The sequence below is a fragment of the Sphaerisporangium fuscum genome (assembly GCF_018531465.1).
Taxonomy (GTDB): domain Bacteria; phylum Actinomycetota; class Actinomycetes; order Streptosporangiales; family Streptosporangiaceae; genus Sphaerisporangium; species Sphaerisporangium fuscum.
This window is the reverse complement of the sequence record NZ_JAHDTF010000049.1, coordinates 49,846-64,634: the sequence shown is the minus strand read 5'-3', so window position 1 is coordinate 64,634 and position 14,789 is coordinate 49,846. Positions and strand designations below refer to the sequence as shown.

Sequence of the window (14,789 nt, the reverse complement as noted above, 5' to 3'; positions counted from 1 at the left end):
CGGCAGGGCCACGAACACGATGTTGAAGTCGACCGCGACGATGAGCTGGGCGAAGGCCAGCAGGCCCAGGACGAGCCCCAGGCGCCGGGATGACGACATAGTTGGCACCTTTCATGCCGTGAAGACCAGGTGAGAGGCGAGTGCCAGCGTTGATAATCTCAACGTTGAGAGAACACCACACTTGCTACCTCAACGTCAAATTTGTGAACGTTGAGATTGTTATCCTTGAGAGGAGTGCCGTGGAAGACGCGATCGACATGCTGATGGCGCAATGGCGCCGGGAGCGTCCTGACCTCGACTTCTGGCCGGTGGGCATCGTGGGCAGGGTGACCAGGCTGTCCACGATCCTGCAGAAGGAGTTCAGGGAGTTCTTCGCCCGGCACGGGCTGGAGAAGGGCGAATGGGACGTCATCACGCTGCTGCGCCGCTCCGGCTCGCCGTACGAGCTCACCGCGGGCGCACTGCAAAAGGAGACGATGGTCACCTCCGGCGCGATCACCAACCGCATCGACCGGATGGAGGCCAAGGAACTGGTCGAACGCATCCGCGACACCGCCGACCGCCGGTCGGTCATCGTCCGGCTGACCCGGCGGGGGGTGGAGGTATGCGACGAGGTGATCGCCCTGCACATGGCCAACGAGGCACGCATGCTCGCCGCGCTCGACGAGACAGACCGCGATCAGCTGGTAGGCCTCCTGCGCCGGGTGATGGTCGGCATCGGCGACACCTCTCTGGAGTGACCCGGCACGAGTCCTCGCCCGCTCACGCCACCTTCGCGTGCGGTGGCGATAGATGAGAGCCTTCTCGTCGTACGTGTCGATCACCACTCGCCGTGCGCCGTGAGGAGTCCCCTAACCATGGCCGCGCGCGACGCCATGGTGATCGCCGATCTGCTCGTCGTCTCCTAAGTACCTGACCAGGAGCCTCGGCGACACCCTCGACGGCCAACGGGCACAGCGCGAGCAGGATGCCCGCTTCGCCGAGCTCTCCGCTACGAACCCTGCTCACCCACCTCCCCGAACTGGCTGCGCTACGGCATCCAGCCCAAGGGTGCCAAGCGGGGATGCTTCCCGGCCGGTGCCGGGGCAAAGCGCACAAGCCCGAACACCTCGGCTACGCCGGACGCCGCGTCCTGGTCTCCCGCGAATGGAGCAAAAGACCCTCGCCGAGCACAAGCAGGATCGCCGCACCTGGGTCCTGGAAGCCCTCGGCCAACCACACGAGCCGAGCGACCCGCACCGCTATGTCTGGAAACCCGTCCCAGCCGGTGACGCCAACCTCGCCCCGCTGGCCGTCCGCCTACTGCGATCAGTCGCAGAACGGCAGCGCTGGTGCGCCCACCTCTGCGAGTCGGAAGCCGGAGCGCAAGAGTCTTTCGGCAACTGAGGAGGTGGCGGCCTGAGAGTCCCTCTTCTCCCCCAAGGACGCGGCCCGACTGCTCGATATGAATCGCACGGCCGTGTTCCGGCTGATCAAAACGGGCGAACTCCAATCGATCAAGGACGAGGGATATCGGCTCATTCCCGTATGGGCGCTGCGTGACTTCGCCCGTTCCCTGGAGGCCAAAGTCGGCCTGACGCGTGAGGAGGCAGCCTGATGGCTGGCAGGAAGCCCAACAGCCGTTCGTCGATCTTCCCCGGCAAGGACGGCAAGTGGTACGGCTGGGTAACCATGGACGTCAAGGATGACGGCACACTGGATTGTCGGCACCGTGAGGGCGAGACGGAAGCCGAAGTCACGGCCAAGGTCCAGGAGCTTGAGAAACAGCGCGACTCGGGCAAGGTGGACAAGCCCGGCACGAAGATCCCCAATGCCCAGTGGATGCGCACCTACCTCGACGGGATCGCGCCACTTCGGGTCAGTCGGCTCACGCTTGTCAGCACCTACCGGCCCAAGGTCGAACGGTGAATCATTTCCTGGCTCGGTGCGCACCGCTTGGACAGGCTCCGTCAGACCAACTGGACGCCTTGTATGCAGGGGCTCAGGAAGGAAGATCTTTCGGCAAAACAGTCCTCCAGATCCACCGGATGGTGTCGCGTGCGCTCGAGTTCGCTCTCCGGCGCGAGCTGATCACGCGGAACGTCTGCGGCATGATCGACGCCTCCACTGGCGAAGATCACGAAATAGAGCCTCTCGACAGGGAGGCAGCACGCGAAATCCTCGCCGACACCGAGAACCGCCGGAACGGGACGCGCTGGTCCGTGGCTTTGGCGCTGGGCCTTCGGCAGTGCGAGGCGCTAGGGCTGCGCGCCCGCCAGATCGGGCGCATGATGGCGACACTACATTCCAGCCGCTTCGCCGAACCTTCATGCTTTCTGCCGTCGCAAGGGCGGGGAAGTCGTCATGCATTCAGCGGGTGCCATCTGCGTGGGGCCAGCCTCCTTCCATCGAGCCATGGCGACAGTGCGCCGGGCGGAGCCTGAGCGTGGCCCGGGAATGTGACCAGCGGACATCGCTTGACACGGGCGAGTGGGCGTCGATACCACCGCCCCGGCCAGCCGGTGGCCCCATGGGTGTTCCGCTTCGGGTCGCCCATGGGCGTGTGCGGCCCGACAGGGTGCCATCCGGCCCCTGGGCACGGTTCCATGCGTGGGCCGCCTGGCGGCTGATCACGTCCCTACGCGCTGGGTCGGAAAGCCATCGGTCGGGTCGTGCATGGGCGCATGGACGGTGCCGTGTCCAGCCGGTCGTGGGGTGCTGAGGAGCGTGTCGTTGAGCAGTATCGACGCGGCAGCAGTCAACGAGGAAAGGCAAGAGAGGCAGATGTACGGCACCACCTTCGAGACGTGTTTCTGCCGGGACGCGGCGACCGGGAAGAGACTGGGCAAGGCCTGCCGAAGCTGCGCCGTCCGGGCGGTGGAGGGGAGTGGTGGAGCAGCGCCCATAGCCGGTGGGCCTACCAGTTGGAGTTGCCCGCGCACGCCGGCGGGCGGCGGCGTAACCCGCTGCACCGCTGGGGCTTTGCCGCGCTGGAGGAGGTCGAGGCCGAACTGGAGCACGCCCGCGCGCTGCTGGCGCTGGATGAGGACCCGCACATCCAGCGGAAGATCACCGAGTTGATGCTGGCCACGCTCAAGGACACCAAGGCGCTGCCGCCGGTGGAGGAGGTGCGGCGCAAGGTCCGTGCCCGTCAGGACCTCAACCCCACTGTCACGGTCGCCGAATGGATGGCCGAGTTCTTGCGCCGCCAGCGCGAGCCAACACCTGGGGAAGGCCAGCTCGGTGGGTGTTAACGCTGATCATAAAGTAGGGCGGGTGGGACTTGAACCCACGACCGACGGATTATGAGTCCGCTGCTCTGACCGGCTGAGCTACCGCCCCGCAAGCCTGGAGTCTCTCACATGTTGGGGCCGGAGTGAGCATGGAGTTGTTCACTTTAGCTCCGGGGTGGACAAGTTTGAGACACACGGGCACGGAGGGGACGGCGGGCCGGGTCCAGGGTGGGCGGCTGACGCCCTGGATGAGCCGCACGCCCTGGACCCGACGGGTGTCACGGCCCGGTGCCTCGTGTCCGGTGGTGTCCCGCGCCGGCGGGGTCTTCCTGCCGAGGCCGCGGCAGCGGCCGGTCGTGCCTCACCTCAGGACGCGGCGCAGGTGACGGGGGAGGGGACGGGGTTGGTGGCCGTCCAGGTGGCGTTGAAGCCGAAGGTCGTGCTCGCCCCCGCGGCCAGGGTGCCGTTGTAGCTCGCGTTCTTCACGGTCACGGCGGTGCCGGACTGGGTCGCGGTGCCGTTCCAGAGTTGGGAGACGGTCTGGCCGGCGGTGTAGGTCCAGGTCACCGTCCAGTCGGTTGTCGTGGTGGTGCCGGTGTTCCTGATCGTGACCTCGGCTCCGAAGCCGCCCTGCCAGGAGTTGATGATCTTGTAGGTGGCGGAGCAGCCGGACCCGGGCGGGGGTGGCGTGGGGGTGGGGGACGGCGAGGGCTGAGGGGCGCCGAGGAGGCCGGCCAGGGCCGGATACCACTTGTCGGCCATCTTCTGGTCGCCCGTGCTGTTCGGGTGCACGCCGTCGTAGGTGTCGGTGGCGGTGCTGAACCCGGTCCACTGGTCCACCACGACGACGGGGGACTGTGTCGTCGTCTTCGACCGCGCCCAGCCGGGGATCGCGGCGTTCAGGGTGACGGCCCGCTGGGCGCACTCGGGGCAGGAGCTCGGGTTCATCGGGATGATCTGGGCGACGAGGATCCTCATGCTCGGGTTGCTCGCCCGCATCTGGTCGACCAGCTTGGAGTACGCCGCCAGGATGACGTCCGTCGGGCGGTTGCTCCACACGTCGTTGGTGCCGAAGTGCATCATCACGATGTCGGGCCTGGTGGCCGAGAGCCAGCCGGGGAGGAGGTCCTGGTCGGCCACGTTGGTGGCGAGGTAGCCGCCGTGCCCCTCGTTGTCCCCGTCGTACGGCACCGAGCAGCCCTGCGGGGGCAGGGTGCCGACGAAGTCGAGGCCGGTGTAGCCGGCCTGGACGAGCTTGTTCCACAGCAGAGCCCGCCAGCAGCCCGGCGAGCCGGTGATCGAGTCGCCGAGCGGCATGATCTTGACCATGGCGGCGCGGGCCGGCGGTGCGGAGGTGACGACCACGTACGCCAGGATCCCGAGCAGGGCGGCGATCACGGTCAGGAGTGTGCGCCTCGTGATGGCCATCCGTCGCCTCCGGCAGTCCGCTGCTCGCTCCGCGATGGTAGGGAGGGGGACGCCGGGGGAGGAAGGACGCCCCGCTTCGCGACCGGTCTGACCTGCACCGATGCGGTGAATGTGGATGAAAGTTACATCTGCCCCTTTGCCGCTCGATCCGTCCGCGCCGTCGCGTCGGCGGCCGGTGCCCGAGTCGCCGGCCGCTGCCGTGCATGGGCGCCCCCGGCCGTCCGCGCCCAGCTGGCGGCATATAGGTAGGAAATTTCCTACGTATCTGATAGCTTCTGGGGCCGTTGGGTGCCGCGTGGGTGCGCGGCTTACAGGGAAGGCAGGGATCGCGAGATGTCCGACATCGCCGACCGGTACGACCGGCTGGCCGAGGGGTTCCTCCGGCGGATCGAGGTGACGCCGCCGGACAAGTGGGACGCACCGAGCCCGTGCGAGGGGTGGGTGGCCCGCGACGTGGTCACTCACGTGGTGGACAACCACCGTGCGATCCTCGCGGCGAGCGGGCGGGGTCACTTCGGGCCACCGGGAACCGAGCCGCAGCCCGCCGCCGGGCCGGGGTCAGAGTCCGGGTCGTCCGGAGCCGGGCCGAGGTCGCCGTCCGGGTCGTGGGCTGGGGAGTCGTCCGGGGCCGGGCCAAGGTCAGAATCCGGTTCGTCGTCCGGGGCCGGGTCGAGGTCGGGGTTCGGAGGGTCGTCCGGGGCCGGGTCGAAGTCGCCGTCCGGGTCAGGGGCCGGAGCGCCGGCCGAGGCTCAGGCGAAGCTGGACGGCGCCGAGCTTGCCGCCGCGTTCGACGACTGCAGGCGGAGGATGGTGGCCCTCCTGAACGACCCCGCGGCCGCTGGGCACTCCTTCCCGGCGCCGATCGGAATGGTCACCTTCGAGACGGCGGTCGACGTGATCGGCGCGCTGGAGCTTCTCGTGCACACCTGGGACCTCGCCCGGGCCGTCGGCGGCGACGAGAGGCTCGACCAGGAGGCGGTGGCGGCGACGTTCGAAGCGCTGAAGCCGCACTACGCCGCGCTCCAGGCGACCGAGGCCTTCCTCACCGAGGTCACTCCGCCTCCCGGTGCCGACATCCAGACACGGTTCCTCTGCTTCCTCGGCCGTACCCCCTGACGGACGTCGAGGCGGGCCGGAACGGCACGACCGTGCCGGCGGTCGACGGCGCCGTACGGCCGGGCGAGTCGGTCGGGCGGGCTCACGAACCTTGGTCGGAGCGGATGGGCCGGGTGAGCGGGTCGGGCGGGCTCGCGAGCCTCAGCCGGCCCGGATGGGCCGGGTGAGCGGGTCAGGCGGGCTTGGTGGTCTCCTCCGGCTCCTCGCTGGACGACGGGTCGGGTGCCTCGTACGGCCGCAGTCGTTCCCACAGCAGGAAGAGGGCGCCAACGACGATCATGGCGGCGCCCGTCCAGAGGTTGATGCGCACGCCCTCGGCCTTGGCGACCTCCGAGGGGCCGTCGAGCAGGCCCGTCACGGTGAGGATCACCCCGTACACCAGGAACAGCCCGCCGATGACGCGGCGGATGTCGAACAGCCGGGCGGCGCGCCTGCGCGCGGCGTCCTCGCGCGGGGCCGCGGGCTCGCGGCCGGTCTCCTCGCTCACAGGGGTCTCCGATCAGATGAAGGGGATGTAGAGGACGGCGCCCAGCACGATCGCGCCCACGCCGAGCACGACGGGGGAGCGGTACCAGGCCTTGTCGCCCGCCAGCGCGTCGTCGGCGATGGAGGCGTCGCTCAGGCCGTAGACCAGGCCGCGCAGCTCGTTCTCGGGCTTCGGCGTGGTCATCAGCGTGACCACGATCGAGACCAGCGTGTCCACGACGAAGGCGGTGCCCGCGCCCCAGAACGTGGCGTTGAGCTCGGTGCCGAAGTTCAGCACACCCATCTTGAAGAGGATGTAGGAGGCGAAGGCGGCGAGCGTTCCCGACAGCAGTCCCCAGAAGCCGGCCCACGCGGTCATCCGGCGCCAGAACAGGCCGATGATGAACGTCGCGAACAGCGGCGCGTTGAAGAACGAGAACAGCGTCTGCAGGTACAACCTTGTGTGCGGTAACTCTTTCCCCCAGGAGGGCACACATGGTCAAGCTCGCGGCGCTGGCTCCGGACTCCATCCCCGTCGTGTCGTACGCGCGCATATCGGCCGACAGGAAGAAAGACGAACACGGCGTGCGGGACCAACACAAGATCAACCGGAAGACCGCTGCCAAGTACGGATGGACGATCGTCCATGAGTTCACCGACAACGACAAGTCTGCGGCCAAAGCGGATGTCGTGCGCGACGACTTCGAGGTCATGTTGAAGGCGCTGGTCGCTGGAAAGCTCAGTGACGGCACGCCGATTCGGGGCGTGGTCGTCTGGATGGATGATCGCCTGGTTCGTCGTCCCGGCGACTATGAACGCTTCGTAGATGCGCTCACCTATAACGAGGGGTTCGTATACGCAGACGAACAGCGTCAGCTCGACCTGTACAACGAGGACGTTGAAGCGGCGGGGCTCATGGGTGCGGTTCAGGCCAAGAAGGAGGTTCGCAAGATTCAGCGCCGTGTGAGGCGGTCGCATCGGCGGAGAGCGGAGGAAGGTACCCCGGTGGGCGGACATCGACCGTTCGGCTGGCAGGCCGACCGCGTCTCGCTTCACCCGGTGGAAGCTCCGTTGCTCCAGCGGGCGGCTCGCGACTTCATCGGCGGACGTTCGCTGCGCTCCATCGTGAACGAGTGGATCCGGGAAGGCGTGAAGACGCCACGCGGCGGAGACTGGAAGGTCCACGTACTGAAGGACACTCTCTCGAACCCTCGCCTGTGCGGCTGGCGTCGGCTCGGCGGGGAGTTGGTGAGGGACGATGCGGGCAACCCGGTTGTCGGGCAGTGGGAGGCGATCCTTACGCCGGACGAGTGGGTCACCGTGCAAGCGATCTTCAGCACGCGGAATGGTCGGAGCGTCGGAAAGGATGGCGTGCCGGGTGAGGTGCTTCCCGCTGACTACCGGGAACATCGCTACCTGCTTACCGGCATTCTCCGCTGCGGACGACCAAAAGAGGATGGCGTTATTTGCAACACCAAGCTACGAGTTGCCCAGCGTCCGGAACTAGGCCATCACGTCTATCACTGCCCGGCGCGTAGTGCCGGAGGATGTGGGGGCCTTTCTCGGCGCGGTGATCTCGTCGATATGTACGTCTCGGAAGCGGTTTTGGCAAAGCTCGAAGAGGCGGAAATGCGCAAGAGGCCCATTTCGACGGTGTGGCCTCGCGAGACGGAATTAAAGGAAGCGGAAGCGATCCTGAGCGAACACATCGCCGCGTTCATGAGCAAGCCTCGGAAGATAACCGCAGAACTGTTCTACCGCCTCCTTCCCGACCTGGAACGCGACGTTGCCGAACTGCGCGCCGAGAAAAACAAATACGAGGGTGCGGCCAGAGCGGCTCAGGCTCGAACCGATATCAACATTGCCGACATTCGTAAGCGCTGGTACCTGCCGGAAGCGGAGGGGGGTCTTCCCCTGTCCCGTAAGCGACTGTACGTGCGGGAAGCGCTCGTGGCGGTGATCGTCCATCCGAGCGGCCGAACCGGGCGGGCTCCGTTCAACCCGGACCTACTCGAACTGATCCCGCGTGAGGACGTCTAGGACGTCTTCAGCTCGGCAGGGCGCTGCCCCCCTTACCTAGGGGTGACAGCGCCCTTACCTTTTGCCTGAAGCGGTCGGACGTCTACGGACGCCCTGGGACGTCTGTGGACGCTGGTGGACGTTGGCGGAAAGTCGGCAACTCGCCTGCTAAAGGAACTTTCCCCTGGTCTTGATCGTTAGGAACGTGGTAGATCTAGAGACGTCCAAGCCGTCCGATCACGAGAGGCAAGAACAGCGGGGACCGATACGCGACCTGATCCGGCGTGAATAAATCACCGGGCAACTAAATATATAAAACATGATTGCCGTTCCGTTGGAGGGACCCGGCCCAACGGTAGGCCAAAAATTTGGCACGCCAATCGGTATATAAAACATCGCGCCTTAAATTTATAACACTCCAAATAACTCCCGCTGAAAGTAGCACTCTAGGTCATGTCGTTTCTTTGGCATGCCTGCCGGTGATGCTTTCGTTTCCGTGTTTCGGTGGCTCCCTGCGGCGAAAGGAGCCCCCCGCTGGTACCCGACGAATTGGGACCGCACATCAAGCTTGCTCAGGAGTGGGGCAAGCGCAAGGCCGCTCAGTTTCCTGAGTGGTCAACCGAGAAATGGCGGCGCGTCGCTGCCATCCTCGACGTGGAGATAGACCCCCGTCCCTCTCCCGTCGTTCCGCAACTTCCTGCCGAGAGCGGGAGGGGTGCCGCGTGAGCGAGGCTCCTCCGTTCTCTCCCGAGGTCTACGCCGCTGCTCGTCGTGCGTCCATGCCTGATTTCGCCCGGTGGCAAGAGATGGTGCGCGCGACGGGCGGGTGTGCCCAACCGATCCGGCTTCAAGGTCGCCGGATCACCTTCGACTCGTCGCTAGAGATCCTCGACGTCTACCGGACGGCTGATGAGCCCACGGGGTACCTGCTCACCGCCTGCGGCAACCGTCGCAAGTCTCGTTGCCCTGCCTGCGCCGAGGTGTACCGGGACGACACCTATCACCTGATCCTGTCCGGGCTGCGGGGCGGCAAAGGCGTTCCCGAGGATGTGGGCGGGCATCCTCGGGTGTTCGCCACCTTCACCGCCCCCTCGTTCGGCGCGGTCCACGGTCGACGTGAGAGGGACGGCAAGACGCTGCCCTGTCGTCCCCGGCGAGACAACCCCGTGTGTGAGCACGGACGGCCGGAAGGGTGCGGGGCGCGGCACGCGGAAGATGATCCCCAGATCGGGCAACCCATCTGCGTGGACTGCTACGACTATCCCGGCGCGGTGCTGTGGAACGCTCACGCGGGCGAGTTGTGGCGGCGCTTCACGCAGGCTCTACCGGCCACCTTCGCCCGGCGGCTGGGCATCACGCGGGGGGAGTTACGGCGTCGGCTGCGGCTGTCGTACGCCAAGGTCGCCGAGTACCAAGCGCGGGGCCTGGTCCACTTCCATGCCGTGATCCGGCTCGACGGACCGGACGGGCCGGATGCTCCTCCACCGGACTGGGCGAGCGTCCCCGTACTCCAGACGGCGATACAGGAGACGGCGGCAGCGGTCGCGGTCCCTGTGGGGTCCTCGTTCGTCGCCCGGTGGGGTGACCAACTCGACGTGGAACCGATCTACGTTGCCGCGTCGCTGGAAGGGGTCGCAGATCAGCGGGTGGCGTCCTACATCGCCAAGTACGCCACCAAGGGCGCGGAAGCCTCCGGGACGGTCGACCGCCCGGTTCGGCAGTTGCGGGATGTGGCATACCTCGACGTCACTGAGCACGCGAGGCGCATGATCTACACGTGCTTCGTGCTGGGTGACTTGCCCGAGTATCGGCTGGTGCCGCTTCGGCAGTGGGCTCACATGCTCGGCTACCGGGGGCACTTTTCCACCAAGAGCCGCCGCTACTCGGTGACGCTCGGCAGTCTGCGGCAGGCTCGGGCCGATCATCAGGCGGAAGAGTCTCGCAAGCGGCGGGGCCTGCCCGATCGGGGTGAGCGGCAGACGGTGACGGTGGGAGAGTGGCGGTTCGACGGAAGCGGCTACCGGGACGGTGAGGCGTTCTGGGCTGAGGTGATCCGGCAACGCCTGGCCACAGCTCGGGCCATCGCTCGGGAACAGAACCGGCAGGAGTCCTCCGGCTGATGGCTGGCTGATCCGCTACGTGAGTGGTGTGGCCGGCGGAATGCCGTAGGCACCCGAAGGGCGACCGCAAGGGAGTTCGGCCGGCGACACCACGTCACGATCTCGTAAGACCATAGCCTCCACGGGCTTAGGTCGCTCGCTTTACCCTGGGAATCGGAGTTGTCCCCAGGAAGGGGTAAGAGCTATGGCCGATGGCAACTCGACAGTCGGGAAGCGGCTGCGGTCCCTTCGCCTGGATCGCGGCTACAGCCAGCAAGAGCTAGCCAACCGAGCCGGTGTAAGCCTCGACCTCGTCTCCCTCCTGGAACGCGACGTACGCGAGTCGATGTCCTGGGCCTCGATGGTCAAGCTCGCTCGCGCCCTCGACGTCGACCCCGGCGTGATCGCCGGTAAGAAGCCCGCGTTAGATCCCGTGCCCGGTGCGGCCGTCCTGAGCGTGCGCGACGCTGTGATCAATCCTGGGTTGCTGCCCACGCTGCATCCCGACCACGAGGGAGAGCCCGCCGATGCGGCTAGCCTGTGGCGGCTGGTAGAGCGCGCTTACGGGGCCTACTTTGGCGGGGAGTTCGGCGTCCTCGCGGCGGACCTCCCGAACCTGATCAACGAGTGCCGTCTTCTGCATGCCAACGATCCGGCTGCTGGTGCTGCTGCGCTGGCTCATGCCTGGCAACTGGCCTCGTGCGTCCTGGTCCACACGGGACGTGACGACGCTGCGGCCATCGCTGCCGAACGGGCGATCCTCGCTGCTAAGGACGGCAACGACCCTTGGCGGCTGGCGACGCTCTACGGTACGTATTCCTGGGTCATGCTCCATCAGGGGCGACTCGAAGAGGCCGAACAACTGGCGACGTCAGCGGCAGACGAGATCGAGCCGGTGATGTCGAAGGCCGTCCCGGAACAGATCACCGCATGGGGCGGGCTCATCCTCAATGCGGCCGTGTCGGCTGGTGCGCGCACTGATCGCGAGCGGGCGGAAGAGTACTTGCGCGTTGCTGCTGCTGGTGCGGCTCGTGTGGCTAAAGACCGGCATGACTACTGGGTGTCGTTCGGTCCCTCGCATGTCGCTGTCCAGACGACGCACATCATGACGGCCCTGCATGAGCCTGAAGCCGCGCTGGAAGCGTCGAAGCGGGTACGGCGGGATGACCTGTTCAAGGTCCAGTTTGGGCGGCACCTGCTGAACGAGGCGCGTTCGCTGTTGGAGCGCCGTCGTACTGACGATGCCCTGGCTGCGACGGTCCGGGCTCGTGAGCTGTCGCCGGAGTGGTTCCGTCATCAGGGCTTCGCGCGGAGTCTGACGGTGGACCTGGCCGAACGTAAGACCCGGCTTTCCGCACCGTTGCGCACCCTGGTTCAGGAGTTCGGGGGCGTCAGTTAGTCGAGCCCGTACACCATGTACGGATTCAGGGTGCGGCCTCGACCAACCCTGACACTGCGTCCCTCGTTGTAACCGAGCGTTACGGTTACCGTCCCATGCATGGGTTTCCGAGACGCGAACGAGTTGCACTACTGGGACGCGGACGACGAGATCGTGGGCCGCCTGCGCATCCGGTTCCCCCGATGGCGCGTCTGGCGCGGACGAAACGATCAGTGCGAGCCCTCCGGCTGGTACGCCACGCGGACGGACGTCATCTCCGAGGATGATCTCGACCGGGGCTTGTGCCGCACTTTGGACGCCGACAATGACACGGAGCTGGCTCGTCTCCTCGGCGAGCAAGAGCGCATCCAGCAGGACATAGCGCCTCGTGATGGCGCTGCCGAGACGGCTACGGCGGGGGGCTGAGCGGTGCCCCGGCCTTTGGCGTCGTCAATCCGATCTGAGAAGCACTCCGAGAAGCTCGCGGGCTACCTGAGCAAGCTGGCTCCCCATCTGCGAGCTAAGGGGCTTTCGGTCCTGCTCAGCAGACCGGTCAAGCTCCGGGTCGGTCTCCAGTACGGCCAAGCGATGGGGTACCTGAGCTACGGTCCTCCCGAGCTGGACGTGTGGCGCTCGGACGGCAAGCCGCTAGGCACGATCACTGTGTACGAGGAGGCGAAGGAACCCGAATATGCGCTGCGTCCGCGCGGTGGGGAGCCCAAGCCGATGTGCCCGGTCAGTGACCCCAAGACGGCGGCCGATACCTTGGCGGCGCTGGTCATCCTTAGCTCGTACTGGGGCGGCTGATGTTCTACTACCTGCCCCGTGACGTGCCGCAAGACCAGCGGCAGGCGAACCCGGAGACGGTCAAGCGGGTTCGTTCGGCAGTGGCGCAGATCGTAGAGAACGAACGGCGACGGCGGCACGCTGAGGGCCTGATGCGCGCCTGGGACCTCGACCGTGACGGCCTCGACAAGGCGGCCGTCTCTCTGGGCATCCCCCCGGTCTCCGACGAGGAATGGACCGTGATCCAAGCCGCACGCCGCAGCACGCATGACGCTGCCACCCCCTGATCATGTCGTGCCGGATAGGCGAGGGTCATAAGCGTCCGGCGCGGCAGAGGCCCCCACGGGGAAGCACTGGTGGGGGCTCATCCATGTTTCGGCAAGCTTCCTCGGGACATCGCCCGTGCTGCTCGGTGGGCTGGGGCTGAGGAACGAAGTCCCAGACCTTCGATCGCCCCCAACCCCGTGTGGAGACCAGCCACAGCATGGCGATCGTAGGGCTGTACTGGTGGACACCTAGGAACGCTGCCCCGTGCGAGCCGCACCTTGATCGGCTTTCGATCGGCTTTCGGCAGACATCTCACATGTCCTCGGCCGCTCGTTGCCTGCGGCGGCGGTGCTCCCCCGCCGGGACCGGCCCCCAGGCCGCATGCCCGGCGGGGGGAGGGCACCGACCGCCGCGCGGCGCGCTTGCGCGCCGCCTAGACCATGTAGAGAAGGTTCTCGCCGAAATGTGCCTCATCGTGGCGAGCGGGTCATGCAAGCGGGGGCGGAGATGAGATCCGGCTAGGTGTTCGACCTGGTAAAAGCCGTTGTGCTGCGTCGATGACCGGCTGAGCTGGATGGCTGCGACTTCACGCGAAAGAGTTGCGTGGATGCAGGTTCTGAAGGTAGTTCATGATGTTGCTGAACCCGGCGGCGATCAGGGCGGTGCCGACGCCGAGCACCACGCCGCCGACGGTGGCGAGGCGGCCGAGCCGCAGGTAGTACTCATCCGGCTTGTCCTTCTTCACGTGCGACTTCCAGATGTCGTAGGTGAAGACGGTGTTGAACCCGCTGATGTTGGCCGCCATGCCCGCCATGAAGGAGGCGAGCAGGCCGGTGACGGCGATGCCGAGCACGCCGTTGGGCAGCAGGTCGCCCATCAGCAGCGGGATCGCGTAGTTGTACTGGGGGCCGCCCGGCTTGCCGAGGTCGTTGAACAGCACGAGGGCGACCAGGCCGGGGATCACCGTCACGGCGGGGATCACCAGTTTGGGGTAGGCGGCGACGATGGGGGTGAGCCGCGCCGCGGTGGTGTTGCGGGCGGAGAGCCCTCGCTGCACCTCGGCGAAGTTGGTCGTCCAGTAGCCGAACGACAGCACGAATCCGAGGCCGAGCACGATGCCGATCCAGTGCGCGCCGAGCGGGTTGGTGGCGCCGGAGCCGGTGCCGGCCCAGGCGTGCAGGCCGGGGTCGCCGAGCGCGGAGTGCCGCACCTTGTCGGCCAGGCCGGAGAACCCGCCGACCTTGATCAGCCCGAGCACGGTGACCGGGATGAGGCCCGCGAGGATCACGAAGAACTGCATGACCTCGTTGTAGATGGCCGACGACAGTCCGCCGAGGACGACGTAGGCGAGCACGATCGCCGCCGACACGACGATCGACAGCAGCAGCGGCCAGCCGAGGAGCGCGCCCATGACCAGGGCGAGCGCGTACAGGTTGATCCCGGCGATGAGGATCTGCGCCAGCGCGAAGGTGATCGCGTTGAGCAGCTGGGTCTGGCCGTTGAAGCGGCGCCGCAGGAAGTCGGGGACGCTGTGCACCTTGGAGCGGTAGTAGAACGGCATCATCACGATGCCGAGGAAGACCATGGCGGGGACGGCGCCGATCCAGTAGTAGTGCACGGTCTGCACGCCGTACTGCACCCCGTTGGCGGCCATGCCGAGGATCTCGGTGGCGCCGAGGTTGGCCGACAGGAACGCCAGGCCGGTGATCCACGCGGGCAGCGACCGGCCGGAGAGGAAGAAGTCCAGGCTCGTGCGCACGGCGCGCCGGGCCGCGAGTCCGATGCCGAGGACGGTGACGAAGTAGAGCGCCAGGACGACATAGTCAAGGACGTTGACGTTCAGCCGCAGGTCCTGCGCCGCGAGGGTTAGGTGTTGAGGCACGAACCCCCCGCTACCCGGAATTTTCCTGCTTTCACCTGCTGCTTCGTGCGAATTATGAGCCCTCGTCACACAGGGCATGGTGATCGTCCGTGTGGCGCCGCGGCGCCGAGCGACGGCGGCGAGAAAGTTTAGCGCCC

16 protein-coding genes, 1 tRNA gene and 1 pseudogene are annotated in these 14,789 nt (G+C 66.7%); 13 read left to right on the top strand and 5 right to left on the bottom strand.

Annotated features, from left to right (window positions below; translation table 11 throughout):
- Positions 1-239 precede the first annotated feature (239 nt).
- From KIK05_RS43165 to KIK05_RS43140, 6 genes and pseudogenes are all read left to right on the top strand, one after another.
- Positions 240-740, top strand: a complete 501-nt coding sequence (locus KIK05_RS43165; protein WP_308250380.1) for a MarR family winged helix-turn-helix transcriptional regulator — start codon at positions 240-242, stop codon at positions 738-740.
- A 406-nt stretch (positions 741-1,146) separates the two neighbouring features.
- Positions 1,147-1,386, top strand: a complete 240-nt coding sequence (locus tag KIK05_RS49645; RefSeq protein WP_372455664.1) for a hypothetical protein — start codon at positions 1,147-1,149, stop codon at positions 1,384-1,386.
- 34 nt (positions 1,387-1,420) lie between these two features.
- Positions 1,421-1,597: pseudogene (locus KIK05_RS43155) on the top strand (helix-turn-helix domain-containing protein); the annotation flags it as partial.
- Complete coding sequence (locus tag KIK05_RS43150; protein ID WP_214416707.1) at positions 1,597-1,908, top strand: hypothetical protein; 312 nt, start codon at positions 1,597-1,599, stop codon at positions 1,906-1,908. The pseudogene KIK05_RS43155 and the gene KIK05_RS43150, both read left to right, overlap by 1 nt.
- Positions 1,905-2,423, top strand: coding sequence for a site-specific integrase (locus tag KIK05_RS43145; RefSeq protein WP_214416706.1), 519 nt, complete (start codon positions 1,905-1,907; stop codon positions 2,421-2,423). The genes KIK05_RS43150 and KIK05_RS43145 overlap by 4 nt, the downstream gene beginning before the upstream one ends.
- 363 nt (positions 2,424-2,786) lie before the next feature.
- Positions 2,787-3,233, top strand: a complete 447-nt coding sequence (locus KIK05_RS43140) for a hypothetical protein (protein WP_214416705.1) — start codon at positions 2,787-2,789, stop codon at positions 3,231-3,233.
- Between the two features lie 14 nt (positions 3,234-3,247).
- On the opposite strand, the gene KIK05_RS43135 is transcribed toward KIK05_RS43140, so the two are convergent.
- Positions 3,248-3,321: transfer RNA gene (locus KIK05_RS43135), tRNA-Ile, on the bottom strand.
- Positions 3,322-3,578: 257 nt separating this feature from the next.
- Positions 3,579-4,640 carry a cellulose binding domain-containing protein gene (locus KIK05_RS43130; protein WP_214416704.1) on the bottom strand — a complete coding sequence of 354 codons (1,062 nt, stop codon included), beginning with the start codon at positions 4,638-4,640 and terminating at the stop codon, positions 3,579-3,581.
- Between the two features lie 333 nt (positions 4,641-4,973).
- On the opposite strand from KIK05_RS43130, the gene KIK05_RS43125 reads away from it, so the two are divergent.
- Complete coding sequence (locus KIK05_RS43125) at positions 4,974-5,756, top strand: maleylpyruvate isomerase N-terminal domain-containing protein (RefSeq protein WP_214416703.1); 783 nt, start codon at positions 4,974-4,976, stop codon at positions 5,754-5,756.
- A 172-nt stretch (positions 5,757-5,928) separates the two neighbouring features.
- Here KIK05_RS43125 and KIK05_RS43120 read toward each other — a convergent pair whose 3' ends face one another.
- Together KIK05_RS43120 and KIK05_RS43115 are read right to left on the bottom strand one after the other, a co-directional pair.
- Positions 5,929-6,243 carry a hypothetical protein gene (locus KIK05_RS43120; protein ID WP_214416702.1) on the bottom strand — a complete coding sequence of 105 codons (315 nt, stop codon included), beginning with the start codon at positions 6,241-6,243 and terminating at the stop codon, positions 5,929-5,931.
- A gap of 12 nt (positions 6,244-6,255) precedes the next feature.
- Positions 6,256-6,678: a hypothetical protein gene (locus KIK05_RS43115; RefSeq protein ID WP_214416701.1), complete on the bottom strand. Its 423-nt coding sequence runs from the start codon at positions 6,676-6,678 to the stop codon at positions 6,256-6,258.
- A gap of 38 nt (positions 6,679-6,716) precedes the next feature.
- On the opposite strand from KIK05_RS43115, the gene KIK05_RS43110 reads away from it, so the two are divergent.
- From KIK05_RS43110 to KIK05_RS43085, 6 genes are all read left to right on the top strand, one after another.
- A complete protein-coding gene (locus KIK05_RS43110; protein ID WP_214416700.1) occupies positions 6,717-8,261 on the top strand; it encodes a recombinase family protein in 1,545 nt (514 codons plus the stop codon).
- Positions 8,262-8,962: 701 nt separating this feature from the next.
- A complete protein-coding gene (locus KIK05_RS43105; protein ID WP_214416699.1) occupies positions 8,963-10,360 on the top strand; it encodes a replication initiator in 1,398 nt (465 codons plus the stop codon).
- A 184-nt stretch (positions 10,361-10,544) separates the two neighbouring features.
- On the top strand, positions 10,545-11,738 hold the full coding sequence (locus tag KIK05_RS43100) for a helix-turn-helix domain-containing protein (RefSeq protein ID WP_214416698.1): 1,194 nt from the start codon (positions 10,545-10,547) through the stop codon (positions 11,736-11,738).
- A gap of 99 nt (positions 11,739-11,837) precedes the next feature.
- Positions 11,838-12,143 (top strand): hypothetical protein, encoded by a 306-nt coding sequence (locus KIK05_RS43095; protein ID WP_214416697.1) that lies wholly within the window; start codon positions 11,838-11,840, stop codon positions 12,141-12,143.
- 162 nt (positions 12,144-12,305) lie between these two features.
- Complete coding sequence (locus tag KIK05_RS43090; protein ID WP_214416696.1) at positions 12,306-12,524, top strand: hypothetical protein; 219 nt, start codon at positions 12,306-12,308, stop codon at positions 12,522-12,524.
- On the top strand, positions 12,524-12,790 hold the full coding sequence (locus KIK05_RS43085) for a hypothetical protein (RefSeq protein WP_214416695.1): 267 nt from the start codon (positions 12,524-12,526) through the stop codon (positions 12,788-12,790). The genes KIK05_RS43090 and KIK05_RS43085 overlap by 1 nt, the downstream gene beginning before the upstream one ends.
- A gap of 566 nt (positions 12,791-13,356) precedes the next feature.
- Here the strand turns inward: KIK05_RS43085 and KIK05_RS43080 are convergent.
- A complete protein-coding gene (locus KIK05_RS43080; RefSeq protein WP_308250379.1) occupies positions 13,357-14,652 on the bottom strand; it encodes a sodium:solute symporter family protein in 1,296 nt (431 codons plus the stop codon).
- Between the last annotated feature and the right edge of the window lie 137 nt (positions 14,653-14,789).

Bases quoted from the DNA above. Each gene is read 5' to 3' on its own strand.
- KIK05_RS49645 (WP_372455664.1), top strand. From the start codon at position 1,147: ATGGAGCAAAAGACCCTCGCCGAGCACAAGCAGGATCGCCGCACCTGG.
- KIK05_RS43150 (WP_214416707.1), top strand. From the start codon at position 1,597: ATGGCTGGCAGGAAGCCCAACAGCCGTTCGTCGATCTTCCCCGGCAAG.
- KIK05_RS43130 (WP_214416704.1), bottom strand. From the start codon at position 4,640: ATGGCCATCACGAGGCGCACACTCCTGACCGTGATCGCCGCCCTGCTC.
- KIK05_RS43125 (WP_214416703.1), top strand. From the start codon at position 4,974: ATGTCCGACATCGCCGACCGGTACGACCGGCTGGCCGAGGGGTTCCTC.
- KIK05_RS43110 (WP_214416700.1), top strand. From the start codon at position 6,717: ATGGTCAAGCTCGCGGCGCTGGCTCCGGACTCCATCCCCGTCGTGTCG.
- KIK05_RS43100 (WP_214416698.1), top strand. From the start codon at position 10,545: ATGGCCGATGGCAACTCGACAGTCGGGAAGCGGCTGCGGTCCCTTCGC.
- KIK05_RS43095 (WP_214416697.1), top strand. From the start codon at position 11,838: ATGGGTTTCCGAGACGCGAACGAGTTGCACTACTGGGACGCGGACGAC.
- KIK05_RS43090 (WP_214416696.1), top strand. From the start codon at position 12,306: ATGGGGTACCTGAGCTACGGTCCTCCCGAGCTGGACGTGTGGCGCTCG.
- KIK05_RS43085 (WP_214416695.1), top strand. From the start codon at position 12,524: ATGTTCTACTACCTGCCCCGTGACGTGCCGCAAGACCAGCGGCAGGCG.